At 73.3% G+C, this 26,731-nt stretch carries 21 protein-coding genes; 9 read left to right on the top strand and 12 right to left on the bottom strand.

Annotated features, from left to right (window positions below):
• Positions 1-5: 5 nt before the first annotated feature.
• A complete protein-coding gene (locus SCA03_RS27305; RefSeq protein WP_037865639.1) occupies positions 6-1,835 on the top strand; it encodes a glycoside hydrolase family 15 protein in 1,830 nt (609 codons plus the stop codon).
• A 94-nt stretch (positions 1,836-1,929) separates the two neighbouring features.
• On the opposite strand, the gene SCA03_RS27300 is transcribed toward SCA03_RS27305, so the two are convergent.
• Together SCA03_RS27300 and SCA03_RS27295 are read right to left on the bottom strand one after the other, a co-directional pair.
• The gene (locus SCA03_RS27300; RefSeq protein ID WP_030876540.1) at positions 1,930-3,102 is read right to left on the bottom strand and encodes a beta-1,3-glucanase family protein; all 1,173 of its coding nucleotides are present in this window, start codon (positions 3,100-3,102) and stop codon (positions 1,930-1,932) included.
• The gene (locus tag SCA03_RS27295; RefSeq protein ID WP_051847203.1) at positions 3,099-4,094 is read right to left on the bottom strand and encodes a glycoside hydrolase family 16 protein; all 996 of its coding nucleotides are present in this window, start codon (positions 4,092-4,094) and stop codon (positions 3,099-3,101) included. Before SCA03_RS27295 ends, SCA03_RS27300 begins: the two co-directional genes overlap by 4 nt.
• A 116-nt stretch (positions 4,095-4,210) precedes the next feature.
• On the opposite strand from SCA03_RS27295, the gene SCA03_RS27290 reads away from it, so the two are divergent.
• Positions 4,211-5,302, top strand: a complete 1,092-nt coding sequence (locus tag SCA03_RS27290) for a LacI family DNA-binding transcriptional regulator (protein WP_141275716.1) — start codon at positions 4,211-4,213, stop codon at positions 5,300-5,302.
• Positions 5,303-5,395: 93 nt separating this feature from the next.
• Here SCA03_RS27290 and SCA03_RS27285 read toward each other — a convergent pair whose 3' ends face one another.
• The 8 genes from SCA03_RS27285 to SCA03_RS27245 all read right to left on the bottom strand — a co-directional run bounded on the left by SCA03_RS27285 (position 5,396) and on the right by SCA03_RS27245 (position 14,279).
• Positions 5,396-6,694 (bottom strand): glycosyltransferase family 4 protein, encoded by a 1,299-nt coding sequence (locus tag SCA03_RS27285; protein ID WP_086814515.1) that lies wholly within the window; start codon positions 6,692-6,694, stop codon positions 5,396-5,398.
• Between the two features lie 207 nt (positions 6,695-6,901).
• The gene (recN, locus tag SCA03_RS27280) at positions 6,902-8,644 is read right to left on the bottom strand and encodes a DNA repair protein RecN (RefSeq protein WP_030876530.1); all 1,743 of its coding nucleotides are present in this window, start codon (positions 8,642-8,644) and stop codon (positions 6,902-6,904) included.
• Positions 8,645-8,799: 155 nt separating this feature from the next.
• On the bottom strand, positions 8,800-9,738 hold the full coding sequence (locus SCA03_RS27275) for an NAD kinase (RefSeq protein WP_051847204.1): 939 nt from the start codon (positions 9,736-9,738) through the stop codon (positions 8,800-8,802).
• Between the two features lie 11 nt (positions 9,739-9,749).
• Positions 9,750-10,556: a TlyA family RNA methyltransferase gene (locus SCA03_RS27270; protein ID WP_030876524.1), complete on the bottom strand. Its 807-nt coding sequence runs from the start codon at positions 10,554-10,556 to the stop codon at positions 9,750-9,752.
• A gap of 3 nt (positions 10,557-10,559) precedes the next feature.
• Complete coding sequence (locus SCA03_RS37340; RefSeq protein ID WP_371863993.1) at positions 10,560-11,096, bottom strand: hypothetical protein; 537 nt, start codon at positions 11,094-11,096, stop codon at positions 10,560-10,562.
• 29 nt (positions 11,097-11,125) lie between these two features.
• Positions 11,126-12,040 (bottom strand): ABC transporter ATP-binding protein, encoded by a 915-nt coding sequence (locus SCA03_RS27260; RefSeq protein ID WP_230988937.1) that lies wholly within the window; start codon positions 12,038-12,040, stop codon positions 11,126-11,128.
• Positions 12,041-12,180: 140 nt separating this feature from the next.
• Complete coding sequence (locus SCA03_RS27250) at positions 12,181-13,212, bottom strand: FecCD family ABC transporter permease (protein ID WP_030876516.1); 1,032 nt, start codon at positions 13,210-13,212, stop codon at positions 12,181-12,183.
• Positions 13,209-14,279, bottom strand: coding sequence for a FecCD family ABC transporter permease (locus tag SCA03_RS27245; RefSeq protein WP_030876513.1), 1,071 nt, complete (start codon positions 14,277-14,279; stop codon positions 13,209-13,211). Before SCA03_RS27245 ends, SCA03_RS27250 begins: the two co-directional genes overlap by 4 nt.
• 133 nt (positions 14,280-14,412) lie before the next feature.
• Here SCA03_RS27245 and SCA03_RS27240 point away from each other — a divergent pair, with 133 nt between their 5' ends.
• Together SCA03_RS27240 and SCA03_RS27235 are read left to right on the top strand one after the other, a co-directional pair.
• Complete coding sequence (locus SCA03_RS27240) at positions 14,413-15,432, top strand: ABC transporter substrate-binding protein (protein ID WP_030876511.1); 1,020 nt, start codon at positions 14,413-14,415, stop codon at positions 15,430-15,432.
• Positions 15,433-15,495: 63 nt separating this feature from the next.
• Positions 15,496-16,383, top strand: coding sequence for a siderophore-interacting protein (locus tag SCA03_RS27235; protein ID WP_030876508.1), 888 nt, complete (start codon positions 15,496-15,498; stop codon positions 16,381-16,383).
• 257 nt (positions 16,384-16,640) lie between these two features.
• On the opposite strand, the gene SCA03_RS27230 is transcribed toward SCA03_RS27235, so the two are convergent.
• Positions 16,641-17,717, bottom strand: a complete 1,077-nt coding sequence (locus SCA03_RS27230; RefSeq protein ID WP_141275715.1) for an HAD hydrolase-like protein — start codon at positions 17,715-17,717, stop codon at positions 16,641-16,643.
• A 350-nt stretch (positions 17,718-18,067) separates the two neighbouring features.
• Between SCA03_RS27230 and SCA03_RS27225 the strand changes: the two genes are divergently transcribed.
• The 5 genes from SCA03_RS27225 to SCA03_RS27205 all read left to right on the top strand — a co-directional run bounded on the left by SCA03_RS27225 (position 18,068) and on the right by SCA03_RS27205 (position 24,979).
• Positions 18,068-19,375, top strand: a complete 1,308-nt coding sequence (locus SCA03_RS27225) for a DUF1015 domain-containing protein (RefSeq protein WP_086818349.1) — start codon at positions 18,068-18,070, stop codon at positions 19,373-19,375.
• Between the two features lie 324 nt (positions 19,376-19,699).
• Positions 19,700-21,199: a pyridoxal phosphate-dependent decarboxylase family protein gene (locus SCA03_RS27220; RefSeq protein WP_086818350.1), complete on the top strand. Its 1,500-nt coding sequence runs from the start codon at positions 19,700-19,702 to the stop codon at positions 21,197-21,199.
• A gap of 23 nt (positions 21,200-21,222) precedes the next feature.
• The gene (locus SCA03_RS27215) at positions 21,223-22,578 is read left to right on the top strand and encodes a lysine N(6)-hydroxylase/L-ornithine N(5)-oxygenase family protein (RefSeq protein WP_037853363.1); all 1,356 of its coding nucleotides are present in this window, start codon (positions 21,223-21,225) and stop codon (positions 22,576-22,578) included.
• A complete protein-coding gene (locus tag SCA03_RS27210) occupies positions 22,575-23,177 on the top strand; it encodes a GNAT family N-acetyltransferase (RefSeq protein WP_030876492.1) in 603 nt (200 codons plus the stop codon). Before SCA03_RS27215 ends, SCA03_RS27210 begins: the two co-directional genes overlap by 4 nt.
• On the top strand, positions 23,174-24,979 hold the full coding sequence (locus tag SCA03_RS27205; protein ID WP_141275714.1) for an IucA/IucC family protein: 1,806 nt from the start codon (positions 23,174-23,176) through the stop codon (positions 24,977-24,979). Before SCA03_RS27210 ends, SCA03_RS27205 begins: the two co-directional genes overlap by 4 nt.
• Before the next feature lie 108 nt (positions 24,980-25,087).
• Here the strand turns inward: SCA03_RS27205 and SCA03_RS35820 are convergent, their stop codons facing one another.
• Positions 25,088-25,819 carry a tetratricopeptide repeat protein gene (locus tag SCA03_RS35820; protein WP_030876486.1) on the bottom strand — a complete coding sequence of 244 codons (732 nt, stop codon included), beginning with the start codon at positions 25,817-25,819 and terminating at the stop codon, positions 25,088-25,090.
• Positions 25,820-26,731 lie beyond the last annotated feature (912 nt).

The following is a 26,731-nucleotide window of genomic DNA, read 5'->3' as shown; positions in this document are numbered from 1 at the left end:
TGGAGATGCACGTGGCTGGGCGCATCGAGGATTACGCACTCATCGGGGATATGCAGACCGCCGCCCTTGTGGGCACGGACGGTTCCGCTGACTGGCTCTGCCTTCCCCGGTTCGACTCCCATGCGGTGTTCGCACGCCTGCTGGGCACGGAAGAACACGGTTTCTGGCGCATCGGCCCGGCGCACGCCGGGGGCGGCGACCCACCGGTCGCCGACCGCAGGCGCTACCGGGGCGACTCCCTCGTCCTGGAACAGGAGTGGGACACCCCGCGCGGCACCGTCCGCATCATCGATTTCATGCCGCCCCGCGAGGGGCACGCGCCCCAACTGGTGCGCCTCGTCGAGGGCGTGAGCGGCCGGGTGCCCATGCGCTCGACGCTGCGGATGCGTTTCTCCTACGGCTGGGTCGTGCCGTGGGTGCACAAGGCCGGGCAGCGCACCGTCGCCGTCGCCGGGCCCGACTCGGTCTGGCTGGACACGGAGGCCGACACCTACGGCGAGGACCTCACCACCTACGCGGACTTCACCATCGGCGCCGGCGACCGCGTCGCCTTCACCATCAGCTGGCAGGCCTCGCACCGGGAGCCGCCGCCCCTCCCGGAGCCGGAGGAGGCGCTGCGCAGCGCCGAGGACTTCTGGCGCGACTGGGTCGCCACCTGCACCTACCACGGCCCCTACCGGGAGGCCGTGGTCCGCTCGCTGATCACCCTCAAGGCGCTCACCTACGCGCCGACCGGCGGCATCGTGGCGGCGCCCACCACCTCGCTGCCGGAGTGCCTCGGCGGGATGCGCAACTGGGACTACCGGTTCACCTGGCTGCGGGACGCGGCGATCACGCTCTCCTCGCTGCTGCGCACCGGATACCGCGAAGAGGCCCGCGCCTGGCGGGAATGGCTGCTGCGCGCGGTGGCCGGCGACCCGGAGAACCTCCAGATCATGTACGGCATCGCCGGCGAACGCGAGCTGTCCGAGGCCGAGTTGAGCTGGCTGCCGGGGTACGAGAACTCCACGCCCGTCCGGGTCGGCAACGGCGCGGCGAACCAGCTCCAGCTCGATGTGTACGGCGAGGTCGTCGAGGCGCTGCATCTCGGCCATATGACGGGGCTTGCCCGCAACGACTACGCACAGCTCCTCCAGATCAAGCTCATCGGCTACCTGGAGGACCACTGGGACGAGCCGGACGAGGGCATCTGGGAAGTCCGCGGCCCCAGACGGCACTTCGTGCACTCCAAGGTGATGGCCTGGGTGGCCGTGGACCGCACCGTCAAGCTGATCGAGTCCGGTGAGGCCGAGGGGCCCGTGGACCGCTGGCGTGCGCTGCGCGACCGGATCCACCGCGAGGTGTGCGAGAAGGGCTACGACGCGGAGCGCAACACCTTCACGCAGTCCTACGGCTCGCAGGAGCTGGACGCCTCGCTGCTGCTCATCCCGCAGATGGGCTTCCTGCCGCCGGACGACAAGCGGGTGATCGGCACCATCGAGGCCATCCAGCGCGAACTGTCCACGGAGGACGGCTTCGTGATGCGCTACCCGACCAGCAGCGAGCAGGGCGAGGACGGCGAGATGGGGAACGTCGACGGGCTGGAGGGCGAGGAAGGCGCCTTCCTGGCCTGCTCGTTCTGGCTGGCCGACGATCTGGCGATGATCGGCCGCGTGGAGGAGGCACGCAAGCTGTTCGAGAAGCTGCTCTCGCTCCGCAACGATGTGGGGCTGCTCGCCGAGGAGTGGGATTCGACCACCCAGCGGCAGGTGGGCAACTTCCCGCAGGCGTTCAGCCATGTGCCGCTGATCGACACCGCGTTGCGGCTCACCGCCTCCGGCGCCTACGGGGTCTGAGAGCGCGGGGCCGCCCGACGACGGCGCCCGGCACGGGAGTTGCTCCGTGCCGGGCGCCGTGTGCGGGGAGGCGGGCCCGGGGAGGCGGGCGCCCTCAGTCGAAGGGCGTGAGGGTGAGCGTCATACCGGAGGCCGCGCCGTCCTCGATGTAGGAGGCGAAGCCGCCGACGTCGTCGAAGGCGAAGCCGTACGCCTTGCCGTCCTCGGTGGCCTCGTGCATGGCCTTGGCGTAGTGGTGTGCGCTGTCGCCCTGGTAGAAGCCGGCCGGGTCGTCGGTGGGCTGGTCGGCGGAGGCCGTCAGCGTGGTGCGGTTGAAGGCCGCGCCCAGGACGGCGGCGACCGGCCCGGTGGTGCCGTCGTTGGGTGCGGCCAGGGCTCCGTCGCAGAAGAGCACGTCCTTGGTGCTGGGCTTGTCGAAGGAGACCTCGGCCGGGCCCGTGAAGGCGAGCTTTCCGCCGGAGACCCGGCCGGTGAAGGTGCCGGCGTTGGTGGTGACCTTCAGGTCCTGGCCCTCGTAGCGGCTCCACACCTCGTCGATGTAGCCGGCGAAGTGGTCCTCGGCGAAGCGGCCGGCGCCGATGCCGTGGCCGGGCGCGATGACCCGCTTGTCCTCGACGACGAGGTTCTCGAACCCCTCGGCCGCGCCGACCTGTTCGAAGATCCTGGCGCGGGCGCCGGCCTTGAGCGTGCCCGTCGTCTGGTCCTTGTCACCGGTGAGGTGGATCGACAGCGGGACGCTGAACATGTCGACCATCGTGGTGTTGCAGTACATGGCGCCGCCCTTGAAGGTGAATTCGGCGCAGTCGTGCACGATCGGGTAGTTGGGGTCGGACTCCACCCAGGCCGCCGGGTAGGCCAGCGCGGCTCCGCCGTCGGCCTCGACCGCCTTGAACTTCAGCTTCTCCCCGCAGGCCACGTACACCCGCCCCGACATCTCGGGCAGTTGCAGCGCGGTCTCGTTGCCGGTGAGGGGGATGGCGTAGTCGGTGTAGCCGTCTCCCCCGTTGTCGGAGAGCTGGACGGGCTTGAGCTGTCCGTCGGGGGTGACCCAGCACTGCTGCTTGCCGTCGTTGCCGACGATGTAGACGTGCACCGAGCCGTTCTCGTACGCGCCCGAGTTGTTGACGATCTTCAGCGGGAGACCGGCGGCCTTGCGGCGGGCCGAGTTGCCGGCGTCGGCGTGTGCGGCGAGCAGTCCGGCGGCCGGCAGGGCGACGGCGGCACCGGCCGCGCTGCGCAGCAGGGTGCGGCGGCTGAGGCGGCTCACTGTGCGGCACCTCCCGTCGTGGAGACCGCGACGTGGTCGACGAGGAGCGAGGCGCCGGGCTTGGTGGTCTCGGTGGGCGTGGCCCGGCCGGCGGCGCCGTCCGGGAAGGCGCCGCCCATGGCCAGGTTGAGCAGGATGAAGTGGCCGTGGTCGGTGGCCTGTTTCCAGGTGTCGGCGCCGACCTGCTCCTCGGTGACGGTGTGGATCACCTTGTCGTCCTGGTACCAGCGCAGTTCCTCGTTGGCGCCGGTGCGGTCGAGTTCCACCGCGTAGGTGTGGAAGCCGTCCTTGCAGCTGCCGCCGCAGTCGCCCTGGCCGCCGATGCCCTGCGTCTCGTTGCAGGGGCCGCCGGGGTTGACGCCGCAGTGCAGCACACCGTGCGCCACGTTCTCGCCGTTGACGTTCTCCATCACGTCGAACTCGCCCACGCCGGGCCAGTTCTGGTAGTTGCCGCGGAAGTCGGCGCCCAGCGTCCAGAAGGCGGGCCAGTAGCCGAGCGCCTCGTCGCCGGAGACCTCGGGGAGCTTCAGGCTCGCCTCGATGCGCAGGGTGCCGCCCTCGGGAGCGGCGAAGTCCTTGCGCTGGGTCTCGATGCGTGCCGAGGTCCAGGTCTCGCCGTTCTTCAGGGCGGTGATCTTCAGATGGCCCTCGCCGTCCAGGGACAGGTTGGCAGGGTCGCCGGTGTACTCCTGCACCTCGCCGGTGCCCCAGTTGGGCGGGCCGCCGGGGTAGCCGTGGCCGGTGTCGGTGATCCAGTCCTCGGCGGAGGGCGGGGAGCCGGCCGCGCCGTCGAAGTCGGTGCGCCAGACCTCCTGGAGGGCGCCCGGCCCGGAGCGTGCGGTGTCCGGCCCGGCGTCGGCGGCCTGTGCGGCCGGCACCGCGGCGGTGACCCCCGCCAGCGCGAGGCCGGCGAGCGCCACGAGGGGGCGGGGAATGCGGCGGGCCCGTCCGGAACCGCTGTCCGGTGCCCGGTGCGTAGCGATTTTTCTCATGGGGTGCGCCTCTCGGTGTGTGGGGGGGATTGAGAGCGCTCTCACGTCATGGGCATGCACAGTGCCGTGCCCGCGGGGTAGCGTCAAGAGCCCGCGGACGAAGAGGAGTTGAACAGGTGCCCACGGCCCGCCCGACCCGCCCCACGCTGGAGGCCGTCGCCGCGCACGCCGGCGTCTCCCGCGCCACCGTCTCCCGCGTGGTCAACGGGGGTGCCGGCGTACGGGCCGAGGTGCGCGAACGCGTCCGGCGCTCCGTACGGGCGCTGGGCTACGCCCCGAACATCGCGGCGCGCTCCCTGGTCACCCGCCGCACCGGTGCGGTCGCCGTCGTCATCGCCGAGCCGGAGAGCCGGGTGTTCACCGACCCGTTCTTCTCCCGGCAGCTGCGCGGCATCGGCCGCGAACTCGCCCGGCACGACACCCAGTCGCTGCTCATGCTCCAGGAGCGCGACGAGGACCACGAGCGCATCGGGCGCTATCTGGCGGGCGGCCACGTCGACGGCGCGCTGATGTTCTCGCTGCACGGACCGCCGCCGGGCGCCGCCGCCGTACGCGCCGGGCTGCCCACCGTCTACGGCGGACGCCCCGGCTGGCCCGGGGCCGACGCCGACCCCGGCCTGTCCTACGTCGACGCGGACAACGCGGGCGGGGCCCGGCTGGCCGTCACACATCTGCTGGCCGCCGGCCGCCGCCGCATCGCCGTGCTCACCGGGCCGCTGGACCAGACCTCGGCACAGGACCGGCTCGCCGGGTACCACGAGGCGCTGCGGGCCGCCGGGCTGGAGCCGGAGCCCTCGCTCGCGGAGAACGGCGGCTTCACCGTGGAGGGCGGCGCCCGGGCGATGGCCCGGCTGCTGGAGCGCGAGCCCGCGCTGGACGCCGTGTTCGCCGGATCCGACCAGATGGCCGTCGGCGCGCTGCGCTCGCTGCGGGAGGCGGGCCGCCGGGTGCCCGGGGACGTGGCCGTCGTCGGCTTCGACGATCTGGAGTCCGCCGCCTGGACCGACCCCCCGCTGACCACCGTGCGGCAGGACGTCGAGGGCATGGGCCGGCTCATGGCCCGTCTCCTGCTGCGCCGGATCGCCGCCGGCGGGGCCGCACCCGGGCCCGGGGAGCCCGAGCCCGAGCCCGGGCCCGCCGGACCGGCCGAGGCGGACACCGGCCCGGTGATCACCGAGGCACGGCTGGTGCTGCGGGAGTCGGCGTGAGCGCAGCGGAGGCGGACCGGGCCCGGGGAACGGCGGAGCGCACGGGCCGGCGGGCACAGAGGAGGCGGGCGGAACGGGCGGTGCGGGCAGGAGTCAGGCCACGCCGGTCAGTTCGTCGTAGACGCTGAGGACCTGGGCGACGGTGTCGTCCTCGGTGGGCAGTTCGGCGGCGCGGGCCCGGCCGGCCGCCGCCAGCCGGGCCCGCCGGGCCGGGTCGGACAGCAGTGCGGCCACGGCGTGCGCCAGCGAGTCGGCGTCGCCGTAGGGCACCAGCACCGCGGCGTCACCGACAAGTTCGGGAATGCCGCCCACCTCGGTGGCGACCAGCGGGACCCCCGCCCGCAACGCCTCCTGCGCGGGCAGTGAGCGCCCCTCCCAACGCGCCGACAGCAGCGCCAGATCCGCACCGGCGAGCAGCCGCAGCGCATCGTCCCGCCGCCCCAACAGCCGTACGGGCAGGGCCTCTTCGTCGATCCGGCGTTGCAGTCGGGCGCGCTCGGGGCCCTCTCCGGCGACGGCGAGCAGCGGCGGCGGGTCCAGCCGCAGCCAGGCACGGGACGCGGTGAGCGCCGTGTCGAAGCCGTGCCGCGCGTCCAGCCTGCCGACGGCGACGATCAGCGGGCGGTCGACGGCCCCGATGTCGGCGCGCAGCTTGTGCCGGCCCGTCTCCTCCGGGCCCTCCCCCGCCTCCGCGGCCGTTCCCTGGCCGGGTGGGCCGGGCGGAGCGGACAGCACGGGCAGGGCGGGCAGGAAGGGCGCCACCCACGGGCCCTCGGCGGGCGACGGGCGGTCGGATACGGGCGGGCCGGGCAGGGCGACGGGGGCGAGCCGGGCGTCGCGGGCGCCGCTCCGGCGGGCCCGCTCGACGAGGTCCGAGGTGGCGCCGAGGACGACCCAGGCGGCGCGGACCACCCGGCGCACGAGCACGCGCAGCAGCAACTCCCGCGCCCCGTCCGCGCGCCCGCCGTCCGGCTCCGTGGCCGGCGGGGCGTGCCAGGTGACGACGAGCGGCACCTCGCGCCGCCGGCGCAGGGCGAGCGCGGCGAGCAGCCCGGCGCGCAACCCGTGCGCGTGCACCAGATCGGCGTCGGCGCACAGCGCGCGCAGCGAGGCCACCGCCTCCGGTTCGGTGCGTGCCGAGGTGCTCACGAAGTCGGCGCCGGCCTCGGTGAACGTGCCGCGCAGCTCACCGTCCTGGCCGTCACCGCCGGCGCAGACCGTCACCCGCACCCCCCGTGCGACCAGCCCCTGGGCCAGCGACCGCACATGCGCCACCGTCCGGGCTGCGGGCGCACCGCCGCCGAACGGGGAGCCGGCACCACCGAGCACCTGGACGGCGTGCAGCGGCTGTGTGCCGACGGGCGGCCGGTGCGGAAGGGCGGAACGGCTCACGGAAGGTCGGACTCCTGGTTCACGGCGGGGCGGGGGACCGTGCTCAGGATGCCAGCTCGCACCGGACCGCGGCACCGCGGTCCGGCGAGGGCCGCAGGCCGGCACCGTGGCCACCGCGGCGTATCACTCACTCGGGTGAGACCGGGCCCGTGGCGCCGCCCGAGCGGGCGCGCCCCGGCGCACACCGCGGCGGCCGGGCGCCGCCGCTCAGCCGCCCACGCGGGCCGCTTCCAGCAGCTCCTCGGCGTGTGCGCGGGCCAGTTCGGAGTCCTCCTGCCCGGCCAGCATCCGGGACAGCTCCCGCACCCGGTCCTCGCCCTCCATGGCCTTGACGCCGCTGTGCGTGACCGAGCCGTCGTCGGTCTTCTCGACGACGAGATGCCGGTCGGCGAAGGCCGCGACCTGCGGCAGATGTGTGACGACGACGACCTGCGCCGACCTGGCCAGCCTGGCCAGCCGGCGCCCGACCTCGACGGCGGCCTTCCCGCCGACACCGGCGTCCACCTCGTCGAACAGATAGGTGGGCACCGGGTCCGAACCGGCGAACACGACCTCGACGGCCAGCATCACCCGGGACAGCTCACCGCCCGAGGCGCCCTTCGCGACGGGGCGGGGCTGCGCCCCGGGGTGCGGGGTGAGCAGCAGTTCGACCTCGTCGGTGCCGTGCGGGCCGAACGCGAGGGTACGGCCGTCCACTTCCAGGCCGTCCGGGTCCTCGGTGTGCTTCAGCTCGAAGGAGACCCGGGCGTGCGGCATGGCCAGCTCGGCCAGCTCCTCGGTGACCGCGTCGGCGAACCGCTCGGCGGCCTCCGCCCGCGCCCGGCTCAGCTGCCCGGCCAGCTCGGCCAGTTCGGTGCGCAGCGCCTCGCGCTCGGCGGTCAGCTCGCCGAGCCGCTCGTCGTCGCCGTCCAGCTCGGCGAGACGGCCCGCGCTCTCCTCCGCCCAGGCGAGCACCGCGGTGATGTCCTCGCCGTACTTGCGGGTGAGCTGGGCCAGGGTCGCCCGGCGCTCCTCGACGGCGGCCAGGCGGATCGGGTCGGCGTCCAGGTCGTCGGCGTATCCGGCGAGTTCGCCCGCCACGTCCGACAGCAGGATGTGCACCTCGGAGAGGCGGTCGGCGAGCGCGGCCAGCGCCGGGTCGTGCGCGCGGACGGCCTCCAGCGAGCGGTGCGCCCCGGCCACGAGGGTGGCGGCGTCCACGCCCTCGGGGTCGGCCGGGTCGCCGGCGAGCGCGCCGTGCGCCACCGTGGCGGCCGAGGCGAGGGCCTCGGCGTGGCCCAGGCGCTCGGCCTCGGCGGCCAGTTCGGCGTCCTCACCGGGCTGGGGTTCGGCGGCCTCGATCTCCTGGAGGCCGAACCGCAGCAGATCGGCCTCCTGGGCGCGCTCGCGGGCGCGGGTGGTCAGCTCCTCCAGCGTGGCGTCCACCTCGCGCAGCCTGCGGTAGGCGTCGCGGTAGGCGGACAGCGGGGTGCGGACGGCCTCGCCGGCGTACCGGTCGAGGGCCTCGCGCTGGCGCGCCGTGCGCAGCAGGCCCTGCTGGTCGGTCTGGCCGTGCACGGCGACCAGGTCGCCGCTCAGCTCGGACAGCAGGCCCACCGGGACGGAACGGCCGCCGACGTGGGCGCGGGAGCGGCCCTCGGCGGAGAGGGTGCGGCTGATGAGCAGCGCGCCGTCGTCGAGTTCGGCGCCGGCTTCCTCGGCGCGGCGGGCGGCCCGCGCGTCGGGGGGTACCACGACCCGGCCCTCGACGACGGCGGCCTTGGCGCCGACCCGGACGAGCGCCGCGTCGGCCCGCCCGCCGAGCAGCAGCCCGAGGCTCGTGACGACCATGGTCTTGCCCGCACCGGTCTCGCCGGTCACCGCGGTGAAGCCGGGGGACAGCTCGACGACGGCGTCGTCGATCACGCCCAGGGCCTTGATCCGCATCTCCTCCAACACGGATACGACCATACGAGGTTCCGGGGGCGGCCCCCACCCCCGGTCCGAGTGGAAACCGGGCGCACCGGACATACCGGAGCGGCACGGTGCCGCTGTGCGGGCCCGGACGTCCGTGCGAGCACCGCGCGGGAGCCGGGGCCGGTGCGGCACCGGGCCGCCGCCGACGGTCAGTGCGGGGCGCCGCGCCAGCCGGAGACGGGAAGCGCGAACTTGGCCACCAGCCGGTCGGTGAACGAGGCGTGGTGCAGCCGCGCCAGCCGCACCGGGACCGCGCCGCGGCGCACCTCGACCCGCGCACCGGCCGGGAGTTCGACGCTGCGCCGGCCGTCGGCCCACAGCACCCCGTGCGGGGTCTGCGGCTGCACCTCCACGGCGAGCACCGAATCGGGCGCCGTGACCAGGGGCTTGGCGAACAGCGCATGGGCGCTGATGGGCACCATCAGCAGCGCCTCCACCTCCGGCCACACCACCGGGCCGCCGGCGGAGAAGGCATAGGCCGTCGAGCCCGTGGGCGTCGCACAGACCACGCCGTCCCCTCCGAAGCTGGAGACGGGGCGGCCGTCGACCTCGGTGACGACCTCCAGCATCCGCTCCCGGGCCGCCTTCTCGACGGAGACCTCGTTCAGCGCCCAGTCCGCGTGCACCACGTGCCCGTCGTTGCGGACGACGATGTCGAGGGTCATCCGCTCCTCGACCTCGTAACTGCGGGTGACCACGCGGTCGACGACCTTGTCCAGATCGTCGCGCTCCGCCTCCGCCAGGAAACCGACCCGGCCGAGGTTGACGCCCAGCATCGGCACCCCGGAGGCACGGGCGAACTCCGCGCCGCGCAGCAGCGTGCCGTCGCCGCCGAGCACGACGATCAGCTCGCAGCCCTCGGCGGCGTCCGGCTCGGGCGCCACCGTCTCCACCGGATCCGGCAGCGGCAGATCGATGGCCTCCTCCGTCAGCACGCGGACGCCGATACCGCAGCGCAGCAGCCCCTGCACGACCAGCTCGGCGCTGCGCACGGCCGCCTGTCTGCCGGTGTGTGCGAGCAGGAAGACGGTGCGCTCGCCGCGCTCCTGGGGGGCGGGGGCGCCCCGCTCGACAGCCGCCGTCTCCAGGCTCACCTGTGTCACTTGGGCCCCTCCGCCACCGCTCGTTGGACATCGGCCGCGTCGAGAGCGGGCGCTCCCGCACGCAGCCACAGGAAGTATTCGACGTTCCCCGAAGGGCCGGGCAGCGGGCTCGCGGTGACGCCCAGCGCCCCCAGCCCCAGCCCGGCCGCCCGGTCGGCCACCGCCCGCACGGCCTCGGCACGCAACTGCGGGCTGCGGACGACTCCGCCGCTGCCCAGCCGCTCCCTGCCCACCTCGAACTGCGGCTTGACCATCAGCACCAGATCGGCGTCCGGCGTGCAGCAGCGGACGAGCGCGGGCAGCACCAGACCGAGCGGAATGAAGGAGAGATCGCCGACGACCAGCTCCACCGGTTCGCCGTCCAGATCGGCGAGGGTCAGCTCGCGGACGTTGGTGCGGTCCTTGACCGTCACCCGGGAATCGCTGCGCAGCGACCAGGCGAGCTGTCCGTAGCCCACGTCCGCCGCGACCACATGGCCCGCGCCGGCCCGCAGCAGCACATCGGTGAAGCCGCCCGTCGACGCGCCGGCGTCCAGGGCGCGGCGGCCCTCCACACGCAGCCCGCGCGGGACGAAGGCGTCCAGCGCGCCGGCCAGCTTGTGGCCGCCGCGCGAGACGTAGTCCGGATCGTGCTCGTCGTCCTTGACGACCACGGCGGCGCTGGTCTCGACCTGCGTGGCCGGCTTGCCCGCCGTCAGGCCGCCGACCGTCACCCGGCCCGCGGCGATCAACTGGCTTGCGTGCTCACGGGAACGGGCGAGGTTGCGGCGCACCAGCTCCGCGTCGAGTCGGCGTCGTGCCACGGGTCAGCTCCGGGGGGTGGGGTGGGGACGGTCCAGGGCGGCCAGCGTCTCCCGCAGGGCGCCATGGACATCTTCGTACACCTCCAGATGTCCGGAAACGGCGAGGTGGTCGGCGTCTTCCAGGCGGCGCAGCCGGGCGTCCAGCGGGGCGTGGCCCGTGGGCCGGACACCGATACCGAGCGGGCGGGGTCCGTCGTCCTCCACCGCGTCCGTACCGGCCTCCGCCGTGTCCGTACCGGTCTCCGCCGTGTCCGCACCGGTCTCGCCCGCGTCCGCCTCGCTCGCGGGCCCGGACACCGCTGCGTCCGGCGGGCCGGTGGGCGCCGCCGACGGTTCGCGGGGCGCCTGGCCGGGCGCGGTCTCCCGGGACGGGCCCGGGACCGCCCCGGCGGGCGCGAACCGGCCCTCGTCCGGCGGGGGTTGCGCACCGGGGACGGCGGGCCCGCCCGCCGCGCCGCTGCCGTCCGGCCCTGCGCCCTGGCTGCCGATGCCGCCGGATCCGGTGAGCCCGGCCCGGGGTTCCCGCGCGATCTCGCTCATGCCCCGACGCTACCGCGCCGGTCCGACAGTCAGCGCCTGGCCGCGGGCACCACCAGCGGGGTTCCGGTCTCCGGATCGTCGATGACCCGGCACGGCATCCCGAAGACCTCCTCGACCAGTTCGGCCGTGACCACCTCGCCGGGGGCGCCCTCCGCGACGATGCGGCCGTCCCGCATGGCGATCAGATGGGTGGCGTAGCGCGCTGCGTGGTTGAGGTCGTGCAGCACGGCCACGAGGGTGCGGCCCTCCTCCTCGTGCAGCCGCGCGCACAGGTCGAGGATCTCTATCTGGTGGGCGATGTCGAGGTAGGTGGTCGGCTCGTCCAGGAGCAGCAGGGGCGTCTGCTGGGCCAGCGCCATCGCGATCCAGACGCGCTGCCGCTGGCCGCCGGAGAGTTCGTCGACGAACCGGTCGCCCAGCTCCTCGACGCCGGTGGCCTCCATCGACTCGCGGACGACCCGCTCGTCGTCCCGCGACCACTGCCGCAGCAGCCCCTGGTGCGGATACCGGCCGCGGGCGACCAGGTCGGAGACGGTGATGCCGTCCGGCGCGATGGACGACTGGGGCAGCAGCCCGAGCGTGCGGGCCAGCGCCTTGGCGTGCATGCCCGAGATGTCGGCGCCGTCCAGCAGCACGGTGCCCCGGGCCGGCTTGAGCATCCGGGAGAGGGCGCGCAGCAGCGTGGACTTGCCGCAGGCGTTGGGCCCGACGACGACCGTGAAGGAGCGGTCGGGCACCGCGACGTGCAGGTCCTGCGCGATGGTGCGCTCGTCGTAGGCGAGGGTCAGCTCCTGGCCGGTCAGCCGGGGATCTCCGGCACCACCGGCACCGTCGGTCCCGTCGGCCGCACCAGCGCCTGGGTGCGGGCCCGGAGCGGTCCTCTGCCCGGTGGCCGGCCGGGATGCCGACGGGTTCGCCGACCGGGTGGCCGTCTGCGTGTCCATGCTGGTCTCCGCCTCCGTGTTCGCCTTCGCCGCTTCGGTCGTCCCTGCCGTACGGGCCGTGCCCGCTGTGACTGCTGTGCCCGCCGGGTCCGCTGTGCCTGTCGTGCCCGCCGGGTCCGCCGTGCGCGCTCTCGCCCCGCTCATATCCGTCCGGCCCTCCGCTCGGTGGCCAGCAGCCACACCAGATAGCCGCCGCCGAGGACGCCGGTGACGACGCCGACCGGCAACTGGTGGTCGCCGAACGCGCGTTGGGCCACCAGATCCGCTGTGACCAGCAGGGCGGCACCCATGCACAGCGCCGGCACCAGGTTCGGCCCGGGGGTGCGGGTCAGCCGCCGCGCGAGCTGCGGTGCGGTCAGCGCCACGAAGGCGACCGGGCCGGCAGCGGCCGCCGCGAGGCCGACGAGCAGGACGGCGGCGGCGAGCAGCGTCAGCCGGGTCCGCTCCACGCGTACGCCGAGCGCGTTGGCCGCGTCGTCGCCCATCTCCATCATCCGCAGGCCGCGGGCGCAGCCGAACAGGATCAGCGGGACGAGCACCACCATGCCGAGGGCCAGCGGCAGCACATTGCTCCAGCCGCGGCCGTCCAGGCTCCCGGTCATCCACAGCACCGCGCGGGAGGCGTCCTCGATCCGGGCGCGGGTGATCAGGTAGCTGTTGAGCCCGGTGAGGATCGCGGTGGCGCCGACGCCGACGAGCACCAGCCGGTAGCCGTGCACCCCGCGTTTCCAGGCCAGCGCGTAGACGAGCGTCCCGACGACGACGGCGCCGATCACCGCGCCCCCGGCGAGCGCCGCGCTGGAGCCGCCCACGACCACCACGGCGACCAGCGCGCCCGCGCTGGCCCCGTTGGTGAAGCCGAGGATGTCGGGGCTGCCGAGCGGGTTGCGCACCACGGCCTGGAAGACCGCGCCGGCCAGCCCGAGCGCGGCCCCCACCAGCAGCGCGGCGCAGGTGCGCGGCAGCCGGAGTTCGTTGACGATGAAGGCGTCGGCGGGGTCGCCCTGGCCGATCAGGGTGCGCACCACGTCGCCGAAGCCCATGGGGTACTCGCCGCTGCCGATCGCGAACACGGCCGCCACCAGGGCCAGTACGAGGCAGCCGAGGCCGACGAACAGCGCGCGCGGCCGGTAGCTGACCGACAGTCCGCCGGCGGTACGTATGACGCTCATGCCTGTGCCACCCTCCGGCGCCGCACGAAGTAGAGGAAGACGGGACCGCCGAGCACCACCGTCACGATGCCGACCTGGAGTTCACCGGGCCGCCCCAGGACGCGGCCGATCACATCGGCGCCCAGCAGCAGCACCGGCGAGAGGACCGCGCAGTACGGCAGCATCCAGCGCTGGTCGGGCCCGGTGAACGCGCGCACCATGTGCGGCACCATCAGCCCGACGAAGACGATCGGCCCGCAGGCCGCGGTCGCCGCCCCGCACAACAGGGTGACGGCGACGATGGCGCCGCCACGGGTGCGGCCGGGCCGGGACCCGAGGGCGCGGGCGGCGTCGTCGCCCAGCGCGAGGGCGTTCAGCGGCCGGGCCAGCGCCAGCGCGACGAGCGCACCGGCGGCGATGAACGGCAGCGCGGCGACGACGGTGGACTCCTGGGCGCGGGAGAGCGAGCCCACCATCCAGAAGCGCATCCGGTCCAGCGAGGCCGTGTCCAGCAGCTGGACGGCGTTCACATAGGAGATGAGCGCGGCGTTCAGCGCCGTACCGGCGAGCGCGAGCCGCGCCGGGGTGGCACCGCGCCCGCCGCCCACCGCGTAGACGAGCACCGAGACGGCGGCGGCGCCGAGGAACGCGAAGCCGATGTAGCCGGTGTACCCCGCGACGCCGAAGAAGGAGATCGCGGTGACGACGGCGGCAGCGGCACCGGCGTTGATGCCGAGCAGCCCCGGATCGGCCAGCGGGTTGCGGGTGAGCGCCTGCATGACGCCGCCGGCGAGTCCGAGCGCGACACCGGCGAGCAGCCCGAGCAGGGTGCGCGGCAGCCGCATCTCGTGGACCACGGTCCAGGTGGCCGATCCGCTGTCGACCAGTCCCGACCAGGCCTCGCCGAGCGAGAGCTGGCGGGCGCCGACGGCGAGCGAGAGCACGACGACGAGCAGCAGCAGGAGCACGGCGGCGAGCAGCCCGGCGGCCCGGGCCAGTGGTGGCCGCGCGCGGGCCGGCTGGTCCTGACCGGCCGCCGATTCCCCGTGCTCCTGCGCGGACTTGGTGAGCGTCTTGGTGAGCGTCACGTACGGGCTCCGGTCGGGGCCGGAGAAGCGATCCCCCCGGCCACTGGACAACGAATACTTTGGTTAGGTTAGCCTAACTGCAACTTCGGCCTTTGGGCCGCCCCGTCGTTCCGTCGAAAGAAGGCCCCGCACGATGTCCAGCCCGACCCCGCTGCCCCAGCTCTCCCGCCGCGGCCTCCTCGCCGCGGGCGGCGCCCTCGGCCTCGGTGCCCTGCTCACCGCATGCGGCAGCGACGAGGGCTCCGGCAGCGGCTCCCAGGGCGACGGCTGGTCCTTCACCGACGACCGCAAGAAGAAGGTCAGCCTGGACGCGGTTCCCGAGCGCATTGTCGCCTACACCGGAACCGCCGCCGCCCTGTGGGACTACGGCGTCCGCGACCAGATCGCCGGCGTCTTCGGCCCGACGAAGCTCAAGAACGGCAAGCCCGATGTGATCGCCGGCGACATGGACATCTCCAAGGTGGAGATCATCGGCAACGCCTTCGGCGAGTTCGACATCGAGAAGTACGCCAAGACCCGGCCGCAGCTCCTCGTGACGAACATGTACACCAAGAACGCGCTGTGGTACGTGCCGGACGAGAGCAAGAGCAAGATCCTCAAGCTCGCTCCCGCCGTGGCCATGACCGCGGCCAAGGTCCCGATGATCGAGCCGATCCGGCGGTTCGCCCAGCTGGCCGAGTCGCTGGGCGCCGATATGAAGGCCGGCTCCGTCACCGAGGCCAAGAACCGCTTCGAGAAGGCGTCCGAGCGGCTGCGCAAGGCCGCCAAGAGCGGCATCCGCGTCATGGCCGCCGCCGGCGCCGCGGACCTGTTCTACGTCTCCGACCCGAACGCGAACGCCGACCTGAAGTACTTCAAGGACCTCGGCGTCGACTTCGTCGTCCCCGAGAAGCTCAGCTCCCAGGGCTTCTTCGAGGAGCTGAGCTGGGAGAACGCCGACAAGTACAAGGCGGACGTGATCATTCTCGACAGCCGCACCCAGTCCCTCCAGCCCCCGGCGCTGAAGTCCAAGCCGTCCTGGAACGACCTGCCCGCCGTCAAGGCCGGACAGGTCAGCGGATGGATGGCCGAACCCCGCCTCAGCTACAAGGGCGCGGCCCCGCTCGTCGAGGACCTGGCGAAGGCCATCGAGAAGGCCAAGAAGGTCCGCTGATCCCCGGTGCGGCGCGTCCGGGCAGACGCGCCGCACCACCACACCGACCGGAGGAGCACAACGATGAGCGCCACGGTTTCCGAGGCACCTACCGCCCCCGCCGTCCCCTTCGAGTTCTTCGAGCTGCATGTCGTCCGGACCCGCGAACTCGGCCCCACGATGATGCGCATCACCCTCGGCGGTGCCCGTCTGAACGCCTTCGCCTCCGGCGGCCGTGACCAGCGCTTCAAACTCTTCCTCCCGCAGCCCGGCCAGGACACCCCGGTCGTACCCGCGCACGCCGGCGCCGACTGGTTCCCCGCCTGGCGCGCCATGGACGAGAACGTGCGCGCCATCATGCGCTCCTACACCGTCCGCGCCTTCCGCCGCGGCAGCGAGTACGGCGCCCAGGACGAGCTGGACATCGACTTCGCGCTGCACGGCGACCTCGGCCCCGCCTCCCGCTGGGCCCGGCGCGCCCGCCCCGGCGACCGCGTCACCCTGCTCGGCCCCGTCGTCGAGGACAACGGCGGCGTCGACTTCCGGCCCCCCGAGGGCACCGACTGCGTGCTCCTCGCCGGCGACGAGACGGCCCTGCCCGCGATCGGCGCCATCCTGGAGTGGCTGCCCACCGGCATGCCCGTACGGGTGTGGGCCGAGGTCCCGCACGCCGAGGACATCCAGGACCTGCCGACCCTGGCCGACGCCCACATCACCTGGCTCGTCCGCGACGAGGCCGCCCCCGGCCTGTCCCGCGCCGACCGCGCCGTCGCCGCCGTCCGCGAGGCGGACCTGCCCTCCGGCACCCCCTACGCCTGGCTCGCCGGCGAGGCCGGCACCGTCAAGGCCCTCCGCCGCCACCTGGTCCGCGACCGCGGCCTCGACCGCCGCGCCGTCAAGTTCACCGGCTACTGGCGCCTGGGCGCGACGGAGGAACAACTCGTAGCAGAGGCCCTCGCCACAACCCGATGAACAAGGCCCCCGGCCCACCCTTTGAGGACGAGCGCACCCTTCAGCCCGTCCGGCGTTCGAGGACGAGCGCACAAACCAGCCCGTCCGGCGCTTGATGACGAGCGCACTCTTCAGCCCGTCCGGCGCTTGAGGACGAGCGCGAGCGATCAACGGAAAGGGGGGCCCGGGGCGCACTCCCCCGAAAACGGGAAGGGGCGGGACCGGGGCACACCCCGCCGAAGGCGAAAAAGAAACCCCGGCCCCACCAGCCCGGCCGGCTAGAGCCCGAGCCGCTCCACAACCTCCCCCACATCCCCACCGAACCCCTCGTCCCCGGCAACCCCCCACACCGCCGCACACACCACCCGCAACCCGTCGACCGCCTCCCCGCCCCCCTCCAACCGCACGGCCCCACCCCGCACCACCGCACTCCACCCCCCGCACCGGAACCCCTCCTCCGCATCCCCCACGACCTCGGGATGCACCTCCAGCAACCCCCGCAGATCACGCGCCACATAGGTCGGCCGCCGCTCGGCCGGCGCGGCGAGCAGCTGTGCGGCGTCGGTCACCCCGGTCAGCACGAGCAGCGAATCCACGCGCCCCGCGTGCGCCCCCTCGATGTCGGTGTCGAGCCGGTCGCCGACGACGAGCGGCCGTCGTGCCTCCGTCCGCAGGATGGACTCCCTGTGCATGGGCGGCAGCGGCTTTCCCGCCACGGTCGGCTCGGGCGGCCGGCGCATCCAGCGGGTGGCGAGCCGGACGACCTCCACGGCGGCACCGTTGCCCGGCGCGATGCCGCGGGCGCTGGGGATGGTGATGTCGGTGTTGGAGGCGAACCACGGCACGCCGCGCTGCACCGCGAGGGCGGCTTCCATCAGCCGGTCCCAGGTCATCTGCGGCCCGCCGTAGCCCTGGACGACCGCGGCGGGCTCCTCGTCGGCCGAGTCGACGACGGTCAGCCCGCGTTCGGCCAGCGCGACCCGCAGCCCCTCGGCGCCGACGGCCAGCACCGGCGCACCGGCCGGCACCTGTTCGGCGACGAGCCGGGCGACGGCCTGCGCCGAGGTGATGACCTCCTCCGGCCGGGCGGGCACGCCGAGTTCGGTCAGATGCTCGGCGACGGTCTGCGGGGTCCGGGCCGCGTTGTTGGTGACGTAGGCGAGGCGCAGGCCGGCCTCGCGTGCACTGCGCAGCGCGCCCACGGCGTGCGGGAGGGCCTCGCCCCCGGCGTAGACGACGCCGTCGAGGTCGAGCAGTGCCGTGTCGTACGCCGTGTGCAGCGCCTGCTCGCTGGCGCGGGGGCCGGCCGGCGGCCGGGGCCGTCCGCCGTCGGTCGAGACGGGGGTGTGCGGCATGGGTCTCGCTCCTCGGAGGTGCTCACGGCTGGGTGTGGTGGCGGGACGCCGTGGGGCCGTCCCCGGGTGTCGCCGCCTCGTCCGTGATCCTCTCGCACCGCACGGTGCGGACGGCGGGGCGGACGGCGGAGCCGACGGCGCGCCCCCACGGGCACCGCAGGACCCGCGGACCGCAACGGCCCCGGCAGCCCCGCGGATCCCGGGAACCCCGCGCACCCCGGGGCCCCCAGGGCCCACGGGCACAGGTCAGGACCCGGCCGGTTCCGTGCGCTGCGGGGCAGTGCGCCCGACTCCCTGCGCCCCCTGTGCCCCGTTCCACGCCCCCTGTTTCGCGGGCATACCATGCACGGATGACCGACGAGGGCCTGAGACTCGCTCCGTTCCGTGGGCTGCGCTACGCGCCCGGGAGGGTCAGCAGCCTCGCCGCCGTGACCTCCCCGCCCTACGACGTGGTGGTCCGGCCCGACGGGCTGCGCCATCTGGAGACGGCCGACCCGTACAACATCGTCCGGCTGATCCTTCCGCAGGCGGAGGACCCGGCGGACCCGGCCGCCCGGCACCGCAGAGCGGCGGAGACGCTGCGCCGCTGGCGTGCCGACGGAGTGCTGGCCCACGATCCCGAACCCGCCGTCTACGTCTACGAGCAGCGCAAGGGCGAGCTGCTCCAGCGGGGCGTGATCGGCGCGCTGTCCCTGTCCCCTCCCGAGGCCGGCATCGTGCTGCCGCACGAGGAGGTGATAGCTGAGGTCGTCGAGGACCGCGCAGCCCTGATGCGCGAGACCGCCGCCAATCCCGAGCCGCTGCTGCTCTCCTACCGCGGCAGCGGCACCCGCACCGGAGCCACCGCCGTCATCGAACGCACCATCGCACGGCCCCCGTTGGTGGCGACGACGACGGAGGACGGCTTCGCACACCGGCTGTGGGCGGTGACGGACGCCGCCGAACTGGCGGAGATCGACGCGGACCTCTCCCGGCACCGCGCACTGATCGCCGACGGCCATCACCGCTGGGCCACCTATCTGCGGCTGCGCGAGGAGCACTCCGGGCCCGCCGCGAACGGCGCGGTGAACGGCTCGTCCCCGTGGAACTACGGCCTGGTCCTGCTGGTGGACACCGCGCGCTACCCGCTCCAGGTGCGGGCGATCCACCGCGTGCTGCCCCGGCTGCCGCTCAAGCAGGCGCTCGATCTGCTCGACCGCGCCGAAGAGGGCTTCCGCGTACGGAAGTTCGAGGCCCCGCTGGACGAGGCGCTGGAGGAGCTGGCGGACACCCCGGGCAACGCCTTCCTGCTGACCGAGGGCGACGGCGTCTTCCATCTGCTCGACCGGCCGTCCCCGCGGCTGCTGGAGCGCACCATCGCGCACGACCGGCCGTGCGCCTGGCGGGAGTTGGACGCGACGGTCCTCCACCACGCGCTGCTGGACGGTCTCCTCCGGGTGCCGGACAGGCCGGACACGATCGGTTATCTCCACCACACCGAGGCGGCGGTGGCCCAGGCGGCCACACACGGCGGTACGGCCGTCCTGATGCGGGCCGTCCCCGAGGAGACCGTCCGCTCCCTGGCCGAGCAGGGCGTGACGATGCCCCGCAAATCCACCTCCTTCGGCCCGAAACCGGCAACGGGCCTCATCCTGCGCACAGTCGACACCCCGTCCTGACCGCCGGGCCGCCTTTCCGACGGGCCGGGCGAACCCGGGCGACTCCTGGCGGGCGAGTCTCTCGCCCCATGGAGCCGGGCCGTGACGTTTCCCACGGCACCCCGCGCTCCCTCCCCACACGTGCGCCTCGTGCCCCGCACCGGAGCATCCGCACACCAACCACCGACATCTTCTTCACAGTTCATCCACATACTCCTCACGGGAGCCCGCAGGCCCCCTTGCACGGCGCCACACGGGCGAGGTTAGGCTTGCCTTACCTAAAGCGACGGCTGTCCCCGGCCGCGCTGCACCCCCACCTTCCGCCCGTGCCAGGAGGACACCTTCATGAGCAGCAGGTCACACCTGCTCAACAACAGGACAGCGGAGCGCTACCGGAGCCTGCTCGGCCACGGCATCGAACGCGTGGCGGACAAGATCGCCACCACCGAGCGGCCGTGCACCGGCGTCACCCCGGACGAACTCCGCCCGGAGGTGGAGGCCGTCGACCTGGAGCGCCCGCTCGCGGACCCGAGAGAAGCCCTCGACGAGCTGGAACGCGTCTATCTGCGCGACGCCGTCTACTTCCACCACCCGCGCTACCTCGCGCACCTCAACTGCCCCGTGGTGATACCCGCGGTCCTCGGCGAAGCCGTACTGGCCGCCGTCAACTCCTCACTGGACACCTGGGACCAGAGCGCGGGCGGCACCCTGATCGAGCGCCGGCTGGTGTCCTGGACGGCGGGCCGGATCGGCTTCGGCAAGGCCGCGGACGGCATCTTCACCAGCGGCGGCACCCAGTCCAACCTCCAGGCGCTGCTGCTGGCCCGCGAGGAGGCGTGCCGCCTGGTGCGCAAGAACGCGGCCACCCCGCTCGACACCTGCGAGATCCTGCCGCGGCTGCGCATCCTCACCTCCGCGTGCAGCCACTTCAGCATCGAGAAGGCCGCCACCCTGCTGGGCCTCGGCCCCGAGTCGGTCGTCGCCGTCCCCTGCGACGACGCCCGCCGGATGGACACCGACGCGCTCGCCGACGAGCTGGAGCGCTGCACCCGCGAGGGCCTGACCGTGATGGCCGTCGCCGCCACCGCCGGCACGACGGACTTCGGCAGCATCGACCCGCTGCCCCGGATCGCGGACCTGTGCGAGGCGGCCGGCACCTGGCTGCACGTCGACGCCGCCTACGGCTGCGGGCTGCTCGTCTCCCGCCGCCACCACATGCTGGAGGGCATCTCCCGCGCGGACTCGGTCACCGTCGACTACCACAAGTCCTTCTTCCAGCCGGTCAGTTCGAGCGCGGTCGTCGTCCGGGACGGCAGCACGCTGCGGCACGTCACCTACCACGCCGACTATCTGAACCCGGCCCGCGCCGCGGAACAGAGCGTCCCCAACCAGGTCGACAAATCGATCCAGACGACCCGGCGCTTCGACGCGCTGAAGCTGTGGATGACGCTGCGCATCATGGGCCCCGACGCCGTCGGCGAACTCTTCGACGAGGTCGTCGACCGCGCCGCCGACGCCTGGCGCCTCCTGGACGCCGACCCCCGCTACACGGTCGTCACCGAACCCCAGCTGTCCACCCTGGTCTTCCGCTACGAACCGCAGGACGCCGCGGTCCCCCAGGACGCCGTCGACCAGGCCAATCTGCACGCCCGCGAGGCCCTGTTCGCCTCGGGTGAGGCCACCGTCGCCGGCACCGTCGTCGACGGCCGGCACCACCTCAAGTTCACCCTGCTCAACCCGGAGACCACGCTGGAGGACATCGCCACCGTCCTCGACCTGCTCGCCGGCCACGCCCAGCAGTACCTCGCCGTCCACTCCCCCCTCAGCACCGCCCAGGCGTGCTGACCGACCCTCCCAGGAGCCCCGACGTGTCCCACTCCCCCCGGCCGACCGGCGAGGCGGCGCCCACCGAGGAACCCGACTTCGTCGCCATCGGCGTCGGCCCCTTCAACCTCGGCCTCGCCGCGCTCACCGACCCCATACCCGGCCTCGATGGCCTGTTCCTGGACGACAAACCGGACTTCACCTGGCACCCGGGCATGCTCCTGGAGGACAGCACCCTCCAGACGCCCTTCATGTCCGACCTCGTCACCCTCGCCGACCCCACCTCGCCGCTCTCCTTCCTCAACCACCTCAAGGAGACCGGCCGGCTCTACCCCTTCTACATCCGCGAGAGCTTCTATCCGCTGCGCGCCGAATTCAGCGACTACTGCCGCTGGGCCGCCCGGAAACTCGGCGACACCGTCCGCTTCGGCCACCGCGTCACCTCCGTCGAGTACGACGAAACCGACCGCCGCTACCTCGTGCACGCCGAACGCACCGCCGACGGCGCCCGGTTCACCTTCCGCACGCCCAAGCTCGTCCTCGGCACCGGCACCCCGCCGCACATCCCCGAGCCCTGCCGCGGCCTCGGCGGCGACCTGCTGCACAACTCCGGCTACCTCGACCACAAGGAAGCCCTCCAGCGCAAGAAGAGCATCACGATCGTCGGCAGCGGCCAGAGCGCCGCGGAGATCTACTACGACCTCCTCCAGGACATCGACGCACACGACTACGCGCTCACCTGGATCACCCGCTCCCCCCGCTTCTTCCCGCTCGAATACACCAAGCTCACGCTGGAGATGACCTCGCCCGAGTACGTGGACTACTTCCACGCGCTCCCGCCCGGCACCCGCGACCGGCTCGTCGCCTCCCAGAAGAACCTCTACAAGGGCATCAACTCCGAGCTGATCGACGCCATCTTCGACCTGCTCTACCGCAAGAACCGGGTACGCCGCTGCCCCACCCGGCTGATGACCAACACCGCGCTCACCGACGCCTCCTGGGACGAGACCAGCGGCGCCTACACCCTCGGCCTGCGCCACGAGGAGCAGAAGCAGGACTTCACCCACACCACCGAGGGCCTGATCCTGGCCACCGGCTACCGCTACCAGCGCCCGGCCTTCCTCGACCCCGTCGCCGACCGCATCGCCTGGGACCCGCAGGGCCGCTTCGACGTCCGCCGCGACTACAGCATCGACGCGGCCGACCGCGGCGAGATCTACGTGCAGAACGCCGAACTGCACACCCACGGCTTCGTCGCCCCCGACCTGGGCATGGCCGCCTACCGCAACTCCTGCATCATCCGCGAGCTCCTCGGCCGCGAGTACTACCCGATCGAGAAGGCCATCGCCTTCCAGGAGTTCGGCGCCCCGCACACCTCCCCCGAGGAGGCGGCGCTGTGACCACCGACCCGCACACCAGGGCGACCGCGCACGAGACCGTCTTCACCCGCACCGACCCGCACCTGGGCACCTTCAGCCTGCGCCCCGTCGACCCGCTCACCGACGCCCGCCTGCTGCACACCTGGGTCACCCACCCCAAATCGGTCTTCTACCTGCTCCAGGACGCCACCCTCCCGGACGTCGAGCGCGAGTTCATGGGCATCGCCGCGCACCCCCACCACGACGCCTTCCTCGGCCACCACGACGGCGAACCCGCGTTCCTCATGGAGCGCTACGACCCCGCACACGTCGAACTCGCCGGCCTGTACCCGCACGAACCGGGCGACGTCGGCATGCACTTCCTGTGCGCCCCCAGCGACAAGTCCGTGCACGGCTTCACCCGCGCCGTCCTCACGACCGTCATGGCGATGCTCTTCGCCGACCCCGCCACCCGGCGCGTCGTCGTCGAACCCGACGTCCGCAACACCGCCGTGCACGCCCTCAACGAGGCGGTCGGCTTCCGCGTCGAGCAGACCCTCACCAAACCGGAGAAGGAAGCCCTGCTCAGCTTCTGCGACCGAGAGCAGTTCCGGACCGCCACAGGAGTGACCCCCGCATGACCACCCCCCGACTCTCCCCCGCCGAGGCCGTAGCCCACCTCACCCCCGAGCGCTGGGCACAGGCCACCCGCCTGCTCGTCCGCAAGGCGCTCGCCGAGTTCACCCACGAGCGCCTGTTCGCCCCCGAGCCGCTCGGCGACGACCGCTACACCGTCCGCTCCGACGACGGCCGGACCACCTACCGCTTCACCGCCCGCCGCTTCGCCCTCGACCACTGGCAGGTCGACGCCGACAGCATCACCCGGCACCGCGACGGCGCCGAACTCCCCCTGGACGCGCTCGCGTTCATCACCGAACTCCGCGACTCCCTCGGCCTGAGCGAACAGATACTCCCCGTCTATCTCGAAGAGATCAGCAGCACCCTCGCCAGCACCGCCTACAAACTGGCCGCCCCGCCCGTCGACGCCGCCGACCTCGCCGCGGCGGACTTCCAGTCCATCGAGTCCGGCATGACCGAGGGCCACCCCTGCTTCATCGCCAACAACGGCCGCCTCGGCTTCGACATCGCCGAATACCGCGCCTACGCGCCCGAGACCGGCACCCCGGTACGCCTCCTGTGGGTCGCCGCGCACCGCGACCGCGCCACCTTCACCGCCTGCACCGACCTCAGCTACGACCAGCTCCTGCTCACCGAGCTGTCCGGCCCCACCCTGCGCCGCTTCTCCGACACCATGGCCGAGCTGGGCCTCGACCTCGACGACTACTACCTCATCCCCGTCCACCCCTGGCAGTGGTGGAACAAGCTGTCCGTCACCTTCGCCGCCGAGGTCGCCCAGCGCCACCTCGTCTGCCTCGGCCAGGGCGACGACGACCACCTCGCACAGCAGTCCATCCGCACCTTCTTCAACACCACCAGCCCGCACAAGCACTATGTGAAGACCGCGCTCTCCGTCCTCAACATGGGCTTCCTGCGCGGACTCTCCGCGAACTACATGCAGGCCACCCCGGCCATCAACGACTGGCTGGCCGACCTCGTCGCCGGCGACGAGATACTGCGCTCCACCGGCCTCGGCGTCCTGCGCGAACGCGCCGCCATCGGCTACCACCCCGCGCCCTACGAGGCCGCCGCCCCCAAGGGCTCCCCCTATCTGAAGATGCTGGCCGCACTCTGGCGCGAGAGCCCGATCCCCACCCTCGCCGACGGCGAGAAGCCCGCCACCATGGCGTCCCTCCTGCACGTCGACCGCGCGGGCAACTCCTTCGCCGCCGCCCTCATCGCACGCTCCGGCCTGGCCCCCACCGACTGGCTGCGCCGCTACCTCAACGCCTATCTGACCCCGCTGCTGCACAGCTTCTACGCCTACGACCTGGTGTTCATGCCGCACGGCGAGAACGTCATCCTCGTCCTGGACGAGCACGGCGTCCCCCAGCGGGCCCTCTTCAAGGACCTGGCCGAGGAGATCGCGGTGATGAGCGACACCGCCGAACTGCCGCCCGAGGTGGAACGCATCCGCGCCGACGTCCCCGAGGACATGAAGCTCCTGTCCCTCTTCACGGACGTCTTCGACTGCTTCTTCCGCTTCCTCGCCCCGCTCCTGGACACCGCCGGCGTGCTCGACGAGGACACCTTCTGGGCCACCGTCGCCGACTGCGTCACCGCCTACCAGAAGGCCACCCCGCACCTCGCCGACCGGCACGCCCGCTACGACCTGTTCGCCCCGGAGTTCGCCCTCTCCTGTCTCAACCGGCTCCAGCTGCGCAACAACCAGCAGATGGTCGACCTCCAGGACCCCGCGGGCGCCCTCCAGCTCCAGGGCAACCTCGCCAACCCCCTGGCAGCCCACGCCGGCGACCGCCCCTGACACAACCGGCCACACACCGGCCGCACACACAGCAGAAGGGGCGGACCCGACCGGGCCCGCCCCTTCACTCATCGCTCATCCACCGCGCCCGTCCCCGGACGCGTGGGCTCACTCACCACGCCCGGAAGCGGAAGAACCGTCGTCCTCCTCGCCTTCCTCCTCGTCCAGCGCGTCGATGAACTCCACACCGTCCAGCTCCGCCAGCCGGTCCGACGCATCCGTCGTCCCCTGCTGATCCGACTCCAGCGCCTTCGCGAACCACTCCCGGGCCTCGTCCTCACGCCCGACGGCCAACAGCGCGTCCGCATACGCGTACCGCAGCCGTGCCGTCCACGGCTGCACCGAGTTCGACGCCAACTCCGGGCTCTGCAACGTCACCACGGCCGCGTCGGCCTGCCCCATGTCCCGGCGCGCCCCCGCGGCCACCAGCCGCATCTCGACCTGCCCGGCCTTGTCCAGCTTGCGCACCTCGGGCTCACCGGCCATCGCCAACGCCCGCTCCGGACGCCCCAGACCACGCTCGCAGTCCGCCATCACCGGCCACAGATGCTGCAACCCCGTCATCCGCCGCGCCGCCCGGAACTCCGCCAGCGCCTCCGCGTACTTCTCCACGCCGTACGCCGCGAACCCGGCCGCCTCCCGGACGGACGGCACCCTCGACGCCAGCCGCAACGCCACCTTCGCGTACCCGTAGGCCCGCTCCGGCTCCTCGTCCAGCAGCCGCGCCACCATCACCAGGTTCCGCGCCACATCACCGGCCAGCGTCTTCGGCAGGCTCATCAGCTCCTGCTTGACGTCCTTGTCCAGCTCCTCACCGGTGACGTCCTCGTCGATCGGCAGCCGGCGCAGCGGCTCACGGTCCTGCCGCTCACCACCACGGCCCCGACCCCGGTCCCGGTCCCGCTCCGGCCCTCGCCGGAACCCTGGTCCGCCCCGGCCGCCACCGTCACGCCGGAACCCCGGCCCACCACGGCCGTCCTCCCGCCGCGGCCCGGAGCCCCCACGCCTCTCGTCCCTGCGGAAGCCGCCGCCGCGCTCATCCCTGCGGTCACCACGGCCACGGCCGGCACCCCCGCCCTGCCCATGAGGCCGCCGCCCGCGCTCGCCCTGCCCGCGCTCGAACCGCTCATCCCCCCGAGGACGCTCCCGCCCGTGCTCCCGATCACGGTCCCGCCCGAACTCCCGGCCCCGATCACGGTCCCGGTCCCGGCCGAACTCACGCCCCCGATCCCGATCACGATCCCGACCGAACTCCCGGTCACGCTCACGCCCCCTGTCCCGGTCCCTGCCGCGGTCGTCCCGGTCCCTCTCACGGCCCCGGTCCCTGTCACGGTCACGCCCGCGCTCGTCCCGCCAGGACCGCTCGCCCCGGTAACCGGCCCCCCGGTCCTCCCGGCCGCGGCCGTCCCGATTCCGCTCATCCCGACGCGGCCGCTCCCGATCACGGTCGCGGTCCTCACGACGGAACCCACCACGGGCATCGCCCCGGCCGTCACGCCGGGGCCCCTGCTGCCGGCCCCCCTCGCCACGACGCGGACCGGACGGGCGGGAACGACGCTCAGGACGATCGTCGGACGGATTCGGGGACATCGGCGTTACTCCTGTCTGCGGCGGCTGCCCACAATTGTCGCGCAGCCCTACTCCCGGCGCTCTCCGCAGCCGGGACCTTCGGAAAACCCGGCGCTCACGCACCGGACAAAAACAAAAAAGCCCTTGGCCTTCAGCGCATGCACGCTGAAGGCCAAGGGCCTC

It is taken from the genome of Streptomyces cacaoi (assembly GCF_006539165.1).
Lineage (GTDB): Bacteria > Actinomycetota > Actinomycetes > Streptomycetales > Streptomycetaceae > Streptomyces > Streptomyces cacaoi.
Note: the sequence above shows the minus strand (reverse complement) of the source record. Positions and strands in the feature narration are given on the sequence as shown.

Excerpts from the sequence above, each read along its gene's own strand:
- SCA03_RS27305 (WP_037865639.1), top strand. The coding sequence starts at position 6 with ATGCACGTGGCTGGGCGCATCGAGGATTACGCACTCATCGGGGATATG.
- SCA03_RS27295 (WP_051847203.1), bottom strand. The coding sequence starts at position 4,094 with ATGAGAAAAATCGCTACGCACCGGGCACCGGACAGCGGTTCCGGACGG.
- recN (WP_030876530.1), bottom strand. The coding sequence starts at position 8,644 with ATGGTCGTATCCGTGTTGGAGGAGATGCGGATCAAGGCCCTGGGCGTG.
- SCA03_RS37340 (WP_371863993.1), bottom strand. The coding sequence starts at position 11,096 with ATGAGCGAGATCGCGCGGGAACCCCGGGCCGGGCTCACCGGATCCGGC.
- SCA03_RS27260 (WP_230988937.1), bottom strand. The coding sequence starts at position 12,040 with ATGGACACGCAGACGGCCACCCGGTCGGCGAACCCGTCGGCATCCCGG.
- SCA03_RS27250 (WP_030876516.1), bottom strand. The coding sequence starts at position 13,212 with ATGAGCGTCATACGTACCGCCGGCGGACTGTCGGTCAGCTACCGGCCG.
- SCA03_RS27240 (WP_030876511.1), top strand. The coding sequence starts at position 14,413 with ATGTCCAGCCCGACCCCGCTGCCCCAGCTCTCCCGCCGCGGCCTCCTC.
- SCA03_RS27235 (WP_030876508.1), top strand. The coding sequence starts at position 15,496 with ATGAGCGCCACGGTTTCCGAGGCACCTACCGCCCCCGCCGTCCCCTTC.
- SCA03_RS27230 (WP_141275715.1), bottom strand. The coding sequence starts at position 17,717 with ATGCCGCACACCCCCGTCTCGACCGACGGCGGACGGCCCCGGCCGCCG.
- SCA03_RS27225 (WP_086818349.1), top strand. The coding sequence starts at position 18,068 with ATGACCGACGAGGGCCTGAGACTCGCTCCGTTCCGTGGGCTGCGCTAC.
- SCA03_RS27220 (WP_086818350.1), top strand. The coding sequence starts at position 19,700 with ATGAGCAGCAGGTCACACCTGCTCAACAACAGGACAGCGGAGCGCTAC.
- SCA03_RS27205 (WP_141275714.1), top strand. The coding sequence starts at position 23,174 with ATGACCACCCCCCGACTCTCCCCCGCCGAGGCCGTAGCCCACCTCACC.